The sequence below is a fragment of the Sodaliphilus pleomorphus genome, assembly GCF_009676955.1.
In the GTDB taxonomy this organism is placed as follows: Bacteria; Bacteroidota; Bacteroidia; order Bacteroidales; family Muribaculaceae; genus Sodaliphilus; species Sodaliphilus pleomorphus.
In genome coordinates this window covers 2643129-2660292 of record NZ_CP045696.1, presented here as the reverse complement: position 1 = coordinate 2660292, position 17164 = coordinate 2643129, and the positions used below count along the sequence as shown (strand labels likewise).

Annotated in this window: 10 protein-coding genes and 1 pseudogene; 6 read left to right on the top strand and 5 right to left on the bottom strand. The window is 54.8% G+C overall.

Annotated elements, in window-relative coordinates; translation table 11 throughout:
- Positions 1-90: 90 nt before the first annotated feature.
- From GF423_RS10980 to GF423_RS10955, 5 genes are all read left to right on the top strand, one after another.
- The gene (locus tag GF423_RS10980; RefSeq protein ID WP_154328397.1) at positions 91-2916 is read left to right on the top strand and encodes a hybrid sensor histidine kinase/response regulator transcription factor; all 2826 of its coding nucleotides are present in this window, start codon (positions 91-93) and stop codon (positions 2914-2916) included.
- 561 nt (positions 2917-3477) lie between these two features.
- A complete protein-coding gene (locus GF423_RS10975) occupies positions 3478-3705 on the top strand; it encodes a hypothetical protein (RefSeq protein WP_154328396.1) in 228 nt (75 codons plus the stop codon).
- A 94-nt stretch (positions 3706-3799) separates the two neighbouring features.
- Positions 3800-6643: a leucine-rich repeat protein gene (locus GF423_RS10970; protein WP_154328395.1), complete on the top strand. Its 2844-nt coding sequence runs from the start codon at positions 3800-3802 to the stop codon at positions 6641-6643.
- A 312-nt stretch (positions 6644-6955) separates the two neighbouring features.
- Positions 6956-7675 carry a hypothetical protein gene (locus GF423_RS10965; protein ID WP_154328394.1) on the top strand — a complete coding sequence of 240 codons (720 nt, stop codon included), beginning with the start codon at positions 6956-6958 and terminating at the stop codon, positions 7673-7675.
- Between the two features lie 908 nt (positions 7676-8583).
- Positions 8584-9408 (top strand): hypothetical protein, encoded by an 825-nt coding sequence (locus GF423_RS10955; protein ID WP_154328392.1) that lies wholly within the window; start codon positions 8584-8586, stop codon positions 9406-9408.
- Between the two features lie 153 nt (positions 9409-9561).
- On the opposite strand, the pseudogene ltrA reads toward GF423_RS10955, so the two are convergent.
- A pseudogene (ltrA, locus tag GF423_RS10950) lies at positions 9562-10959 on the bottom strand (group II intron reverse transcriptase/maturase).
- 514 nt (positions 10960-11473) lie between these two features.
- On the opposite strand from ltrA, the gene GF423_RS10945 reads away from it, so the two are divergent.
- Entirely contained in the window at positions 11474-12763 is a 1290-nt protein-coding gene (locus GF423_RS10945; RefSeq protein ID WP_154328391.1) for a hypothetical protein, read from the top strand.
- 13 nt (positions 12764-12776) lie between these two features.
- On the opposite strand, the gene ruvC is transcribed toward GF423_RS10945, so the two are convergent.
- From ruvC to GF423_RS10925, 4 genes are read right to left on the bottom strand one after another with little or no spacing between them, the layout of a single operon-like run.
- Positions 12777-13343, bottom strand: coding sequence for a crossover junction endodeoxyribonuclease RuvC (ruvC, locus tag GF423_RS10940; RefSeq protein ID WP_154328390.1), 567 nt, complete (start codon positions 13341-13343; stop codon positions 12777-12779).
- Between the two features lie 2 nt (positions 13344-13345).
- On the bottom strand, positions 13346-13663 hold the full coding sequence (locus tag GF423_RS10935) for a DUF4286 family protein (protein WP_154328389.1): 318 nt from the start codon (positions 13661-13663) through the stop codon (positions 13346-13348).
- A 59-nt stretch (positions 13664-13722) separates the two neighbouring features.
- A complete protein-coding gene (locus tag GF423_RS10930) occupies positions 13723-15420 on the bottom strand; it encodes a DUF6056 family protein (RefSeq protein WP_154328388.1) in 1698 nt (565 codons plus the stop codon).
- 7 nt (positions 15421-15427) lie between these two features.
- Complete coding sequence (locus tag GF423_RS10925) at positions 15428-17101, bottom strand: DUF6056 family protein (RefSeq protein ID WP_154328387.1); 1674 nt, start codon at positions 17099-17101, stop codon at positions 15428-15430.
- Between the last annotated feature and the right edge of the window lie 63 nt (positions 17102-17164).

Below are 17164 nucleotides of genomic sequence, written 5' to 3'. Positions count from 1 at the left end.
GGGCCGGCGACCTATGACCAAGGCACCGCGCTTACACCTATATATATACTCAAAACCAAAAGACTCGGTAAACGACAACTTAAAAGAATTATGAATTTCAGTCTGCAACTCAACCATTCTTGCCGCCGTGCAGTCTTGCTACTCATGCTTGTCGCCTTGGGGCTGTGCACGGCAGCGGCCCAGGCCAGCATCGAGAGCCTCTATGACAACTATGTGAGCTCAAGCGGGGCAGCCCGCATCGAAGCGCAAAAAAAACTGGTGAAGCTGCTGGCCGACGGGCAATATATCGACCCCGACTATGTCTACAACAAAAAGCAGCAAGAGGCCGTGGTGTGCTACGGCATGGCCGAGTATTACAGCGAAGCCAACGACTACAACAAGACCAAGGCCATGGCCCAGAAAGCCCTGCAACTGCTCAACAAGCACAACAACAGCATCACAAGCGACATCTACGGGATGCTGGGCATCGCCGAGCACCGCAAGGGCAACTTTGCCGCGTCGATAAAAAACCTGGAGGCGGCCTATCGCATCGACCTCGCCATCAAGGACAACGAGCGCTTGAGCAGCGACCTCAACAACCTGGCCGGGGTGTATCTGGCCAGCAACGACCCGCAGTCGGCCAAGTACTACATCCTGAAAGGCATCGACGTGGAGCGCCACATAGGCCGCAGCGACAAGCTGGCCATAAGGCTTGGCATGGCATCGGAGATATTCATGAAGCTGCACGACAGCGAGCAGGCCCTCAAGTATGCCCAAGAGGCCTATCGCCTGGACCAGAGCGGCGGCCGCCCGGGCAAGGCTGCCGTGCGACTGGTGCAAATGGCAGCCGTGTACATGGAGACCCATGACTACGCTCAAGCCAAGCAGGCGCTCAAGCAAGCCCTGCCGCAGCTCGAGAAAGACAAAAACTTCAACTCGCTCTCGATAGCCTACGCCCAAATGGGCGACATCGCCCTCTATCACGGCAACAACGCCCAAGCCGCACAATACTACAACCAGTCGCTGGCCATGTGCCGCACGACCGGCAACCGCTACATCGAGGACCGCGCCGAGCGAGGCCTGTGGAAGGCTCTGCGCGAGAGCGACCCAACGGCAGCGCTCTCCCACCTGGAGCGGCACAGCGAGCTGGCCGACTCGATGTACCGCGATGAGCTGGCCCAGCAGCTGAGCAACTTCCAAGCAAAGTACAAGACGGCCGAGCTGGAGCACAAAAACAACGAGATGGAGCACCGCAGCAAGGTCGCCCTCGTCATCTTCATCCTCGTGGTCCTGCTGCTGGTCACGGGCATAGGCGCCATGTCGTTTGCTCTCAAGCAGAAGTCAAAGGCCCACACCATGATCAAAAAAATAGAGGAAATGCGCACCAATTTCTTCACCAACATCACCCACGAGTTCCGCACGCCGCTCACCGTGATACTGGGCGCCACCTCGCGCCTGCAGCGCGGCGAGCTGGCAGCCGGCGAGACCCCCGCATCCCTCTACGAGATGATCACACGCCAAGGGCGCAGCCTGCTCACGCTCATCAACCAGCTGCTCGACATCTCCAAGGTGAAGTCGTCGATAGGCCACCCCGACTGGCGCCGCGGCAACATCGTGACCTTTACGCGCATGCTCGTGGCCACCCACCAGGAGTGGGCCAAGGCCAAGCACATCGACATCCAGTTTGCCTCCAAAGAGAACGACATCGAGATGGACTTTGTGCCCGACTACGTGCGCAAGGTGATAAACAACCTGCTGAGCAACTCCATCAAGTACACGCCCAATCACGGCAGCATCTATGTGACCCTGGCCCGCAGCGGCACCGACCTGCGCGTGCGCGTGGCCGACACCGGGCGCGGCATCGACCCCGAGGAGCTGCCCCACATCTTCGACGCCTTCTACCAGGGCGCCAACAACACCGAGCACGTGGGCACCGGCGTGGGTCTGGCACTGGTGAAGCAAATTGTGACCAGCATGCACGGCGAGATAGAAGTCTCGAGCCAGCTGGGGCAAGGCACCGTCTTCACCATCCTGCAGCCCCTCAGGCAAGCCGGCCACAAGAATATGCAGCCACTCGACACCACGGCACCCCTCCCCGCCGAGCCTGCCCACCCACTGCTCGAGGAGAGCGACATCGTCCTGCCGCAAGGCCTGTCCAACGCCGACGACAACTCACGCACCGCTCCACTGGTGCTCATCGTCGAGGACGACTGCGACGTGGCCTACTACATAGGCGCCCAACTGCAACAACGCTACAGCCTGCGCTATGCAAGCGACGGCAACGAGGGGCTGGTCCTGGCCCAGGAGCTCATGCCCGACCTCGTGATCACCGACTTGATGATGCACGGCTGCGACGGCTTCGAGCTGTGCCAGAAGATGCACGAGAGCGAGGCACTCAACCACATACCCATCATCATCCTCACGGCCAAGACCGCCGACGAGGACCGCATACGTGGCATCAGCGCCGGGGCCGACTACTACATGACCAAGCCCTTCAACAGCGAGGAGCTTGCCGTGCGCGTCGACCACCTCATCGAGCAACGCCGCCTGCTGCGCAAGAAGTACTCTCAGGCCATGATACAAGACAAGGCCAGCGACGTGCAGCTCTCAAAATATGACCGCGACTTCATCAACAAGCTGGCCGACCTCGTACATGCCCAGATGCCCAAGGGCAACGTCGACGTCGAGACCATCGCCTCGCGCCTGTGCATGAGCACCAAGCAACTGCGCAGCAAGGTGATGACCATCACAGGCCAGAACCCCAACGCCTACATCCTGCAACTGCGCATGAACAAGGCCCGCCGCCTGCTCGCAAGCACCCAAGCCCCCATAGGCGACATCGCCATGCAGTGCGGCTTCGACGACAGCGCCTATTTCTCGCGCGTGTTTAAGCAGCTGTTTAAAACCACACCCTCGCAATACAGAAAATCGCAATAATCATTGCACAATGTAGCATAAATCCTAAAAGAGGGCACTTTTCTCCTAACATCGAGACCGTGCTCTCTTTAACTTTGCAATGCAAAACATCAAGAAACAAGAAAATATTAATTCTTCAAAAAGCAGACTTTTAGCACACACATTGTCTATTACCCCAAAGAACGGTTTTTAAGTAGAAAATTGAGTAGTAAGTTTGAATTTTTGATTTAACTCATCCAAGAGTTAATGAAGGAGTAAAATCTCGTCGCGACGACGAGATTTTTTCTGTGCAGCAGCGCGGCTGCGCCATTCCACAGGGCATAGCTACGGTCCCCACAGCCCGCCCCCCCCCTTACAAGCCCTGGGCATGCACGAGAGAGGAAGCTGGACAGACAGGGCAACAGGAATCAAATATTTATTTTTCAATACATTAACATATTTTTAAGGCATTTTTCTACTACCCGCACATGGCAAAAAGTGACATAATCAACAACGCTTTGTAAAAAAAATCCTAACCACGAGTGCGACACAAGCGTAATTTTGCAATACACAAATGCAGCCCACACTAAACTTTTGGGTTTTATGAATGATAGAATAGGTATAGAAAAACAATCGCAGCCAGGCCCCGTCGCCCGCAAAGAGGCGACGGGAGTATTTGAGCAAATCGAAGCATTTGAGCAAATCGAAGGCAACATCATCGCCAACATGGCCCGCAACAGTGCCCGCACCCAGGTGCGTGCCAGGGAGCACACGCTCAAGGGCCTGCTGCGCATGGGGCGGCGCCAGTTGCGGCGCTACTTCAAGAAATAAACCCGCACCACACAACGCAACTCATCCAACAACAGGGGAACAATCTAAACAACACATATATACAACCAATCACAATCAGTTAACCACAATCAGTATGGAAAAAAATCTATTCACATTCCTACTCGCCCTCGTGGCAACACTGGCACAAGCCGGGACCATCTTTCAGGTCGACGGCTTACTCTATGAGACTTTAAACACCAGTGCAAAAACAGTGGCACTCATAGGTTACTACGACAAAGGCAACACCGCAACTACACTGACTGTGCCCGGCATCGTCACCTACAACAACCAAAAGTGGCAGGTTACAGTGATCGACAGGAACGCATTTGCCAACAATACCTACTTGGAAAAAGTCAACATCCATTATGGAGTGAAAGAATTACGCAACTCTGCCTTCAACGGCTGCACCAGCCTGAAGACAGTACAGGTGAGAAGCTCGGCAAACGCAATCGGTGACCTGGCATTTGCCAATTGCTCCTCGCTCACCAATGTCGCCCTTGCAGGAAACGTGAAGACGATAAGCAGCACTGCCTTCGCCAACTCCAAGAAGGGCTACTTGTACTGTGCCACCTACCGAGACCGCAACAGCTACAAGTCGCGACAGTCGCTGGCCTCGGCTTTCAGCAGCATCACAGTCAATCCGTCGTGGGCTTGCGACTGGATCTACTATGCCAGAGTCAGCGCTTACAGCAACTGCCCAGTGTATATTGTAGTGAGCAAAGCCACCGACATGACCAGCAGCAACCCCGATCCTGGCGAGTGCAGGATTGTGGGTGGCGCAGGCCCTGGTGTCCCCCTGGCAGGCAGAAGCACTTCGCAAGGCGTGAGCTACATTATAAAAGAGGTAGCCGATAGCGCATTTCTCAACAACACAAAAATCACCACGGTATCGGGGGCTTGGACCGACAAGGCAAGAACTATCGGCATTGCCGCATTTGCCGGCTGCACCGCGCTGCAATATGCCTATCCCGTGGTCGACTCCATCATGGCGCGTGCATTCCTTAACTGCACCAAACTGGCCACCTTGCAATTGGTGGGCGGCAATGGACCGTATTACATAGACACGCAAGCCTTCGCGGGGTGCGCATCACTCACAAGCGTCACGCTCAATGGCACACTCAAGACATTAGGACTCTTCGCATTTGACGGCTGTACCAACCTTAAAGAGTACAAGGTCACTGGGTCGACAGTATTCAGCGCCGACAACGGGCGCCTCTTCAACTACGCCAAGACGGCGCTTGTGCATTGTCCGCCGGCATGCCAGGATTTCACACTTCCGTCTACGGTGAGTCATTTCAGGGCAGGTGCCTTTGCTGGCAACCCGTATCTCAAGACCATCACACTGCCCTACGGTCTGACTGTTGTGAGCTCATTTTGCTTTGAGAAGTGCACCAACCTGGAAAGCATCTTCCTGCCCAGCACAGTCAAGCAAATCCTTGCAGAAGCCTTCAAAGGCTGCACAGGGCTCAAACTGGTGTCGTGCAACAGCTCGACCCCGCCCTCGGCATTGAGCACCACCTTTAGCGACTGCAACGAGGCGTGCGTGCTTCAGGTGCCCATGGCCAACAACGTGCGCAACCTCTACAAGGCAGCACAGGGCTGGAACGTGTTCAAGTCCAAAATGAGCGACTACAGCTCCTACGACTTCATCGACAGCGAGACACCCTCTCCCAGCTTCAACTACAACAGAGCCTTCACCATCACAAGCACCAAGGGCGTGACCTGGAACGGGACTACCTATGCCGGAACAGTAAAAATCGTAAAAAACAGACTCAACAACTTGAAAGACAACCGATTTATTAATGACTATGCCACCTACCATGGCAAAAAATACCTTGTGAACGAAATCGACGACTACGCCTTCACCAGCACGCAAGGGGGCTCATTCACAATCAACTGCAACGCCGTGACCAAAATCAACCCTTACGCATTTTCGGGGCAAACGTTGCTTACCAGTGTGGATCTGCCCGAAGTCACCCTCGTCGACACGGCGGCCTTTGCCGGTTGCACATCGCTCAGCAAGATCGGCAAAGCCCAAAAGCTCATAACGATAGGACAGCGGGCATTCAACGGCACCGCGGTAAGAAAATTTGTAGTACCAGCCACGGTGACAAAAATAGGAGCATTTGCTTTCACCAATTGCAAACAGCTGACCCGGCTTGAATTACAACAGCAGGACAACGCTCTACGGTCGTGGGACGGACAATTCTACGGTGGCAACGCAGCCACATTCAAGTGCTACGTGCCTCACGACGAATACTACAACTATCAAAAATCAATTGCCAACTGGACAAAATACTCCATCGACCCCAACATGCCCACCGAGAACCTGAACTGCCACTTCACGCCCACGAGCGAGACTATGGTCTTCAGCACCAACTATCCCGTCAACTTCCGCGGCAGCAACATCGAGGCCTACACCCTGGCCAACTACGTCCCCAGCAAGCAAATGGTGCATGCACAACAGTGCTACCAGGCTCCAGCAGCAACTGGCGTGATACTGAGCGGTCTCACCCAGGGCAAGACCTACTATCTCGACCGGGCGCATAACACCCCCAACAACGTGTCCAACCTGCTCGTGGCAACAGCGACAGCCGCGGCCAACGTCTACAACCAGAGCGTGGGCTTCTACTACAACGATGCCACACAGTCGTTTGTACGCCCCTCCGCCTCCAAAACCATAGGCATGGGCGGGGCCTACCTCAAGCTGCCCGCTGCTGTTGCAGGCACCACCAAAACGATATATATCGACATCTTCGGCTCACAGAGCAAAGGCGACATCGACGGCAACGGCACGATCAACGTGAGCGACGTGACCGCACTCATCAACAAATTGCTGGGCACGGCAAGCTACAGCGACACCGTGTGCGACATCGACGGCAACGGCATTGTCAATGTGAGCGACGTGACCGCACTCATAGGCACCATCACCCACTGAGGTCTTATAGCGAGAGCGGACAGAAAGACAGATAGATAGGATGGCTGGCATATCCCCTCTCGCTACCCAAAAGGGGCTGGCAAAACGGCAACAAAGTGCCACATGCATTGTGACAATGCGATAAAAAAAGCAATTTTAACAAAAAAACAAAGTAAAAAAGTATCGTGTTCAACATTTTATTTATAACTTTGTCGAATGATGGGTAAAAGGGAAACACTTCAATCCTTCAATCCATAAATATAAATTTGAAGCAACAAGAACGCAATAATAATTAACTAATAAATTTATTAACATTTTTAAAATCAATTGATTATGAAATTAAAATCTTTACTCCTGGCTGCATGCGCCGTTGTAGGTCTGAGTGCTTCGGCTCTCCCCAACACTTCGGCCACAGACTCACTTTACATTGCTGACTTCTCAGCAACACCTGGACAGACCATCGAAGTGCCCATTCGTTTCTCGAATGCCACTGCCTACAGTGCACTCCAGGGTGTTGTTTTCACTCCCGAGGGTGTGAATATCGTGCCTTACGACATCGACGAGGAACTTGGAGATTCTATTTGGCTGGTTGGTACTGGTCGCACCACTGCCAGGGCCAACTATCAAGGCACCGTTGCTTACAATGCAATTCGCGCAAACGGCATCAGCCATGAGCTCAGAATCGTTGTTTACCAAGCTGTAAACAAGGCCATCTACACAATAAACAAGACAGGTAAAAACAATGAGATCCTGTTGGCCAAGATGAACATTCCAGAGAATGCTACTCTGGGAGACTACAAGTGCTCGGTCAGAAAGATGCACTACTCGACTGGTCTCGTTGACCAAAGTGCCGATGGTGACGGTCCTGACACCGAGTTCACTGTACACGTAGTAGCAACAGCTGTCAAAGACGTGACTACTGCCAAGGCTGTGAAGAGCGTAAAATACTACAACGTGGCTGGTATGGAGAGCGCTGAGCCCTTCGACGGTGTGAACATCGTGGTTACCAACTACACCGATGGCACCAAGTCGACCACCAAGGTGATTAAGTAACAACACAGCACAAAGACTTAAAATCAACCGAGGGGACGCTGCACACATTGCGGCGCCCCTTGTTTTATACACATAGCAGTCGCACTACCCAGAGGCTCAATGATCGCCGTCAAAGAGGTGAAGTAGCACGTATCAAGTGTATTTAGGAATCATAATTCTCCATATTTTGCTGTTGAACAAGTATGGCACACTATGGCTTCTGAACTTAAAGTGCAAAAAAAACACAGAACCAAGGAGGATAGTAACGATTTATTATGTTCCTTATAATTTTTCAACAAAGAATTATCATTCAATCGTTTTTTTTTACTACCTTTGGACGAATTAAATGAATTAATCACACCAAGATACTAAACATTATGAAAAAAACTCTATTTTCACTAATCCTGGCAACAGTAGCAGTATTCACATCAAATGCTGCCGTAGTACCAATATCTGATGTTGACAGTGTGTACTTTGATGACGTAACACTTCAAGCAGGCACATCCAAAGTCATTGGAGCTATGTTGATCAACAAACAAGAATTTGCCGCATTCCAGCTAAAGATTCTTACACCCGAGCAAGTCAATATTGTACCCTACAGCATTGACACAGAATTTGGCGACACCACATGGATCAATCCAGTAGGCCGTTCTATTGCAAGACCTGCAGCACAAGCAACCTACTCATTCAATTGTATCCATAAGGACACAATCTCACACGAGTTGAGAATATTGGCATGGCAAGCAACCAACAAACCAGTGTTTAGTGCCGTAACAAAACCTGCCGCAATTTTTGAAATAAAAATCAATGTACCTGCATCAACACCTGCCGGTAAATACATTTTAAAAGTAACAGGACTTGAGGCTACAGGACCTGGTGCCAATCCAAAGTATTCAGTAGGCACAGTTGATCAGAGCAACGACAAGTATATGCCTACCACAACGTTTGTTGTCAACGTTGTAGAGCCTGCCGAGGAGACCACCCTGGCCAATCTGCTGGCCAACGGCGTTGAGGGCAAGACCTACAAGGTGACCGACAACCTGGCCGTTGTGGCCCAGTCGCAAAAGACCTCGCAACTCTTTGCCAGCGACGGCAACAACAACTGGATAAAGGTGAACGTGGGCGACAACTACGACGCCGTGAAGGGCTATGCCGGTATCAACGTGACCGGCGTGTACACCACCGCCAACGGCAACGCCACCCTCACCGCAAGCCAGGCTCCCACTCAGGCCCAAGCCCAGACGGTGACACCCGCCACCTACAACCTGGCCGAGCACTTTGCCCCCGTTGCCGACGAGGTGGCCTACATCAGCGGTTTCTACTTCGACAAGCTGGGTGCCAGCTATAGCAACACTTACACCGCAAACGACCCCGTGCTGGGCGCCTATAGCGACAACAATAGCGTGGGCCAGTATGTGCAGTTTAAGAAAGCCGACTGGAACGACCTCACCTTTGCCGGAGCCAATGGCCAGCGTGTGAAAGTGCTGGTGGTGAACGAGCTCAAGAGTGCTTGGAGTGCAGCCAGCAAGATTGCCGCTACCGATCCAGGTGCACACACCAACGTGATAGCCTATGCACTCGATGCTGCCCAGGTCACTACCGGCGTCGACGACGTGAATGCAGTCAAAGCAGTGAAGAGCGTGAGCTACTACAACGTGGCTGGCATGGAAAGCGCTACCCCATTTGAGGGCATGAACCTGGTGGTGACCCGCTACACCGACGGCACCACAAGCACCAGCAAGGTGATGAAGTGATGATGTGCACTGTGCCTGCAATTTACAGCGCATAGCACTCAAAAACGCAAAATCGAGTAGGAGGTAAACACTAATCATAGGGTGTTTATCTCCTATTTTCGTGTTTACCGACCTCTCACACCACCGTACGTGCCGTTCGGCATACGGCGGTTCTTAACGCGGGTGCTTTTTCTCGTAATATTCCGTAAGCGTGGGATAGTGCGCTCGTTTCAAGTTCTCATTGGATATAGCACGTGTAAGTACGGGGCTATGGACGGTGCGCCAATAGCCTTTTCGGGTATTTGCCCACTGCCATGCCTGCCATTTGGCGATGCCACATCTTTGTAGGTTCTTGAAGCGTGTCCGCACTCGTTTCCAGCATTTCCATATACACATGCGTATGCGACTACGCAACCATTCATCGGTTTCCCTTAGAAAGTTGCGCATCTCGGCAAGCCGAAAGTAGTTCACCCACCCTCGGATTGCATAGGTCAGTTTCTCCTTGCGCTTCTCGTAGCCCCAGCCGTTGCTGCGCGATGTCAGTTCTTTCAACTTTGTGCGCAGTTTGGCTTTGGTCTTCGGATGAACGCACAAGCGAGCCTTTCCTCTTCACATATTGAACGAGTAGCCCAGGAACTTCTGTCCTTGGACACTGCCGACATGCGTTTTCTCGCGGTTTACTTTGAGGAAGAGTTTTCTCTCTATGAACTTCGCTATACTTTCGCATACTCTTTCAGCAGCCCTCGGACTTTTGCAGAAGATGACGCAGTCGTCGGCATAACGCACAAACGGAAGTCCGCGCCTTTCAAGTTCACGGTCGAGTTCCGTCAGCATTATGTTGCTCAATATGGGACTGAGCGGTCCGCCCTGGGGCACGCCCTCCGTTGTGTCCTCATACTTGTGTCCGACCATTACTCCTGCGTTGAGATACTTGTGTATCAGTGATATGACCCTGCCATCTTTGATGGTTTCGCCAAGTAGCTGTATCAGTTTGCTATGGCTGACCGTGTCAAAGAACTTTTCGAGGTCAAGGTCTACGCAGTATTTATATCCGCTGTTGATGATTTCCTGCGCCTTTCGCAGTGCCTGGTGCGCGCTCCGTCTCGGTCGGAAGCCGTAGCTCGTCTCCGAGAACTTCGGTTCGTACACCAGACTCAGAACCTGGGATATGGATTGCTGGATTACGCGGTCAACCACGGTGGGTATGCCCAGCTGGCGCATCTTGCCTCCTTCTTTGGGTATCTCTACCCTCCTTACGGGATTGGGGCGGTAGCTTCCGCCGAGCAGACTTTCAGTTATTTCTTCCTTGTGTTCTCGCAGATATGGCAGTAGTTGCTCTACTTCCATTCTGTCGATTCCACCGCTCCCCTTGTTAGCCTTGACTTGTTTATATGCTCTGTTAAGGTTGTCGGGAGTGAGGATGTACTCCAACATCCTGTCTGACGATAGTTGCACTTCTACGAGTTCGTCTCCAACTATCCCAATCAAAGTAGGCGCTCCCTCATACCTTTCGCTTTCCGAGCTATTCTTCCGAGGGCAGCTTTCTGTTGTTTTCGGCTTTTCTCCTTTCATCGGGTAAATAAAGTTTTGCTCGTGTGGTTAAGTTTTGCCCTTCGTCTCCGCCCACGAGCTTTAAGGCGTCGACTACTATGGCATCTGCTGACTTCTGTGGGTTCGTTGTTACTGCTTGCCTTGCGGCTCGCCCCACAGACCTCCCCGATTAAGAACATAATCTTTCAGTCTTATACTCCCTTGATTTACTCGCGTCAGTCCGGATAGCTATCGGGCTTTGGTTTGTTTTGCAACCTTACCCCTGACTTTGAGCCTTGTATCAAGTTTCTGTGCGTGGAGCCAGACTTTTGTCCTTAGCTTCCTTCCGATTCTCCTCGCGGTCGACACCGTTGCTTCGGACTATGCGCTTCCCGCTATCGGGGCACGCTCGGGACTTGCACCCATTAGATTATGCCCATGTCGGGCGAACAAATAGGAGCGGCCCGACACAATAGTTGCCGGGCCGCTTCGTTTCTACTTTTATAACAGGCAAAACAGCAATTCACAATCGAAACAATATAAAAACGATAGTAAAATGAGGAAAACACTTATCGGCATCTCACTGCTGCTGCTCGGGGCAACTGCTGCCACAGCCCAGGATGCCACCTATTTCATCACCCACATGAGCCAGCTCACCCAGCTGTGGCAAAGTGCCGGGCTCACGGCAAAATACCCCTACCGCTATGCCCTGGTCGACATCGACGGCGACGGTGCCAGCGAGTTGTGGCTGCGCAGCTACGACGGCATGGACCAAGCCATCGTGGCAGGCGCCAAGGGCAAGAAACCCGCCTTGCTTGCCGCCACCAACGGCAGCCAGCTAATCACGGTGAAAGGCTCCTGCGTGATACTCGACGAGACGGTCGACAACACTACCAGCCTCTTCACCTACACGCCAGTGAAAGGCAGTGCCAAGGGCACCGTGGTGACCGACAAGCGCACTGTGAAGGGCGACACCTACGGCCCCGATGCTCAATACAAGCACCAGTACACTGTTGAGGGAATGAACGATGCAAAAAAGGCCAACAAATATGCCAAAAACATCTTGAAAAAAGCCAACCGCAGCAAGGCAATCGATGCCGAACAGCTCACTTGGGCGCCCATCACCGACATGGGCCTCTACTGGGCAAGCAACACCACGCGCCGCGAGCGCCCCGTGATGCTCACGGCCGACATCGAGGGCAACCGCTTTGCCTATGATCCTGCCACTCTCGACAATGCCCAGCCCTACAAGTACATGGCCTTCAAGTCGACCGTGAACGAAATCGTGCCAGCCGGCACCGGCAGCTTCCAGCTCAAGAAAGCCGCACTCAAGACCAAGATGTTTAGGGGCTATGCCAGCCACGAGGTGTTTCCCATAGCATTTACTGCCGCCACCCGCAAGTCGCACAGCTTTGTACCCTTCTCTCGCTGGAAAAGCGGCGAGAAAAAGCAATCGATGAGCACAGGCACCAAAAACAGCATCGAGGCACTCTACGACCGCAGCATCGTGCGCGACCAGTGGCTGGCACAGTGGACCGACAAAAATAGCCGCCGAGGCGCTGCAGCAGCCACCGTCTACAACGTGTATGCCGTGTGGATGGACGGGGCACAGATCTCGCCGCTCACCGCCATTGTGCTCATGAAGGGCGATGCCGTCGAGGCCACCTACGACGTGCGCAGCGACGTGAAGCAACCCGTAAACTACGTCGACAACGTGCCCGAGATACAATGTGTGTGCTCCACCCCCGACACTCCCGTGGAGCTCTACATACACCAAGTGATCGACGGCAAGGCCTGCAACATCGTGCTCGACCAGGCCGCCGGCTACCTGCTGCGCGTGAGGTAGCGAGGGCGGGTGCTCAGCGCTTCACCCGGTCGGGGTGCTGGGCGATATACGACTTCCAGCTGTGCACCCCGCGGGCAAAAGCCGGCTTCTGGCACTCGTAGAAGTGGCACAAAGCCGCAGCCAGGGCATCGGTGGCATCGAGAAAGTCGGGCATCTCGCTGGGAGCAATGTTAAGTTCGCGCTGCAACATGGCAGCCACCTGCTCCTTGCTGGCCGCGCCGGTGCCGGTGATGGCCTGCTTTATCTTGCGCGGCTCATACTCGGTGATCGACAAGTCGTGGTGCAAGGCTGCCGCCATGGCCACCCCCTGGGCACGCCCCAGCTTGAGCATCGATTGCACATTCTTGCCATAGAACGGGGCTTCGATCGACATCTCGTCGGGCAGATACTCGTCGATAAGACTTGTCACACGCTCAAAGATGCGCCGCAGGCGCAGGTAGTGGTCCTCGTAGCGGTTGAGCTTGAGCACCCCCATGGCAATGAGGCTGGGTTTCTTGCCCTTCACGCCAAGCAAACCGTAGCCCATGACGTTGGTGCCAGGGTCGATGCCTATGATTATTTTGTCAAACTCGCTTTCCATTTTCACAGCTCAAGCTTTTCCATCATAGTCGAGAAAGCGACCACACGCGAGCCGAAACGGCTGGCCATGCGGGCCATCAAGTCCTTGCCCACGGCAAGATTCCAGCGTTGCAGCTGGCCCAGCGAGGCGACCTCGAGCTGCAAGGCATAGCTCACACCGCCGTCGGCATCGGCACCGCGGTGCCCCATGATGCGGTGCAGGCGCGGGTGGATCAAGACGCCGTGGGCAGTGGCACGGGGCACATACTCCTCGCGCAGCCAGGCGAGAAACTCCTGGCAGTGGGCCTCGCCCACATGAAATGTAGTGTTGAAAACAATCATTTTTTCTTTTGTTACTCCTTTAATCTATAATAATATCGTTGAAAACTAAATCACGACGGCTATCGATACAAGTCGACCCACACCTCCTTGCCGCCACTCACCACAGGGATGCGCAGGTGCACAACGTCGCGCTCCACCGCCGGCACGATGAGATAGCAGCGCCCGCGGTGAAAGATGTTGAAAAACGGCAGGTGGTTGTGTGTTCTTATCTTGTTGTCGTAGTAGTACACGGCAGGCGTCTCGGTGTTGCGGTTGTGCACGGGGTCGAGGTCGAAGTCGAGCCCGCAATTGTGCTTGTCGAGATGTGCCGAGTCGATGGGAATGATCGAGTAGGACGAGCCAGGCACCGCCAGCACAGTGTCGACGAGACGGGAATGACTGCTGCGCAAGGGCACAAGCTGAGTGCCGGCTACAAAGTTGGCCGACAGGTAGCGCTGCATCAAGGGCTCGCGCACAAAGGCCACATGGCGCTTGCCGTAGTAGCGCTCATAGAGGTCGTTGTAGCCGCTGTAGAGCATGCTGTCGTAGTAGTTGGGGGCAATCCAGCGGCGACTCCACACCGTGTTGCGGTAGCTCGAGGCAGAGAGCACACAGTTGGCCGGGGCAGCTGCAATGCGCGCCACCATGGCGCTGTTGTAAGCCTTGTAGGCCCTGAGCTCGGCCGCCACAGCCGCCACAGGATAGATGCAAGCCAGTGCACACAGCACGGCCGCCGCACGCCTCAAGCGGGCACGGGAGCCATAGCGGCAATAGAGCCAACGCATGGTGTAGATGTAGCCCACAAGGGTGAAGAAGAAATACAGGCGAGGCTTCTTGGAGTCGCCCAGGGCGTAGAGCAGCAGCACGCAGCCCAGCATGATCCAAGGCCACAAGTCGGCAGCCAGCTTGCGCCAGCCGTGATGCTTCCCCTCCCAAGTCATGAGCAGCACCGCCGTGGCCGGAAAGACATAGATTACAGCCTTGTAGCCCACCACGAGCAAGCGGCGACCCAGCAGCCATGCTGCCGAGCCGGCAAGGTTGACGTCGCCCGAGCGCACACGTGCCCAGGCTCCAGGCGAGCACACGATGAGCAGCACGCCCAGGCTGTATCCCGCCATTGCAGTCAAGAGCACCGCGTCGGGCCTCTTGCGCGTAGCCACAAGCCACATGCACAGGCCCAGCGCTACGGGCACCGTCACCGCCTCGTTCATCTGCCCGGCCACCCAGCTGGCAAGAAATAGTGCCACCTGTTGCCAGGCCATGAGGCGACTGTTGCGACGGGAGTGCAGCCAGTGCAGCCAGTAGAGCGTGAAGGTGGCTGCCCATAGGTAGTTGAGACTGCCACACATCCACAGCAGCGTCTCGCCTGGATAGGGAATGACGGCAAAAATCATGAGCATGGTGATGGCGACCACCGCCACAGGGCGTGCCTTGCCCGCCACATGCACCACCACGAGGTGAAGCAGCAACACAAGCATCAGGGCATTGAGCACGTCAAAGACTGGCTTGCCCAGCACACCGGCAAAGAGCTGGGTCAGGATATTGGCCATGCGGCCATTCTCCTGCACATAGAGGCCCGGCAGCGACTTGAGCCAGCCCGCCAGCGACCTGATGGGCACATAGTCGGTACCTATAATATAGGAATACAGCATGTCGTCGCCCTTGAGCGTGGTGAGCACATTGAACATGTAGAAAACCATGCCAGCGAGCGCCAAGGCAGCCAGGTAGGCCTTGCCCGGCAGCGAGGAGCGGCGATATGTGAGCGTTGACAAGGTCATGAGTCGTTTATCGATTTTGACGGGTCATCACCACCTTCACAGGCCGGCCGCCGTCGAGAAGCGGAATCTCGAGGCGTGTCACATCGGCCTCAACGGGCGGAATAATCATGTAGAATCGTCCGCGTTGCTTCAGCCAGAAATAGGTGAGGCTGTTGGGCTGTGCCAGCTGGCGGTCGAGCTCCATGTGGCGCGACTCATAGCGCGTGTCGATGCAGGCCGAGTCGACGGGCAAGATGGAATAATCCTGCCCCCGAAACACATAGATGCGGCTGGCGAGCTGCGGGCAGCTACTGGCAAACGGGGCCAGCGTGCCGCCAGTCAGAAAATCGGCTCGATGATAGCGCTCATAAAGCGCAGGGCGCAGAAATACCAAGCTCGACTTGCCGTAGTAGCGGCAGAAGAGCGTGTTGTAGTCGAAGAAACTGGCCGAGTCGAAATGGTTGGTGGCTATCCAGCGGTTGTAGGGCGGGTCATAGGACCGGAGCACACAGCTGGCCGGTGATGCCGCAATGAGGGCCTCGACATGGTCGTAGCCACGCTTGTAGCCGGCAAGCGCCTTGAAGGCCGCCCCGGCAGGCCACACTGTTGCAACGGCAAGCGCCACCGTAGCCCAGCGCATCAGGCTGTGGCGCTCGGCCAGCAGCACATAGAACCACCGCGCCACCACCACATAGCTTGTGAGCACATAGAAGAAATAGAGACGTTGCTTGTGAGGGTCGGCAAGGATAAAGAGCAAAATCACATTGCCCAGCCAAATCCAGTTCCAGCAATCGGCCACAACCGTCTTGCCGCCTTTCTTCAGCCATGTAGCCACGATGACCAGCAGTGCCAGCACAGGCATCCCATAGCGCACACTGCGCAAGGCTATCACACGGCAGTGCCGCAGGATCGTCGCCGCTATCGAGCCATCGCCGCCCACGCCGGCATCGGCCAGCCGCTGCCATGCTGCAGGCGAGCAGGTGATGAGCACGGCACCCAGCACATAGCAGGCCAGGGCGGCCAGCTCGCCAGCTCGCGGGCGCCGGCGGCGCGCAAGCATCCAGGCCAGCCAGCCGAAACTCACGGGATAGCTTGCACTCTCCTGCATCCAGCCAGCCACAAGCGCCAGCAAGCAGAACGCCACCACTTGGAGCCAGCCGCAACGCCAGGGCCACGGCAGTGTGACAACGGCAATCACGACGACCGACAAGGTCGCCGACCACAAGTAGTTGAGACTCCCGCACATCCACAGCATGGTCTCGCCGGGATAGGGAATGACAAGCAGCACCATGACACAAGTGAGCAAAGCCACCACGGCCGGCACGCGCTGGCGCGAGGTGATGCACAGCCCTGTGAAGTGTAGAAAAAGAGCAAAAACCACCACATTGGCCACGTTGAACCACGATTTCCCTGCCAAGGCCGAGAAAAATTGCGTGATATAGTTGGCCAAGCGGCCATTGTCGCTCACAGAAATCGTCGACCACGAGGTCCACAAATCGTGCCAGCCGGCAATGGGCACCTTGTCGTCGCTGCCGGCTATCATGGCAAAGTGCAGGTCGTCGGGCTTGAGCGTGGTGAGCACATTGAACGCGCCAAACACCGCCACGGCCACGAGCATCGTCAGGCAGTAGCCACGGTTATCGGCAATCCAGTATTTCAACTTGCTCCACATCCTGATGCAAAGGTAAGCATTTTTTGTCATTTCCCCCACACAACTGCTGCCCACCATAGTTGCCAAAGCACCCATAGGATTTTAAGGATTTTA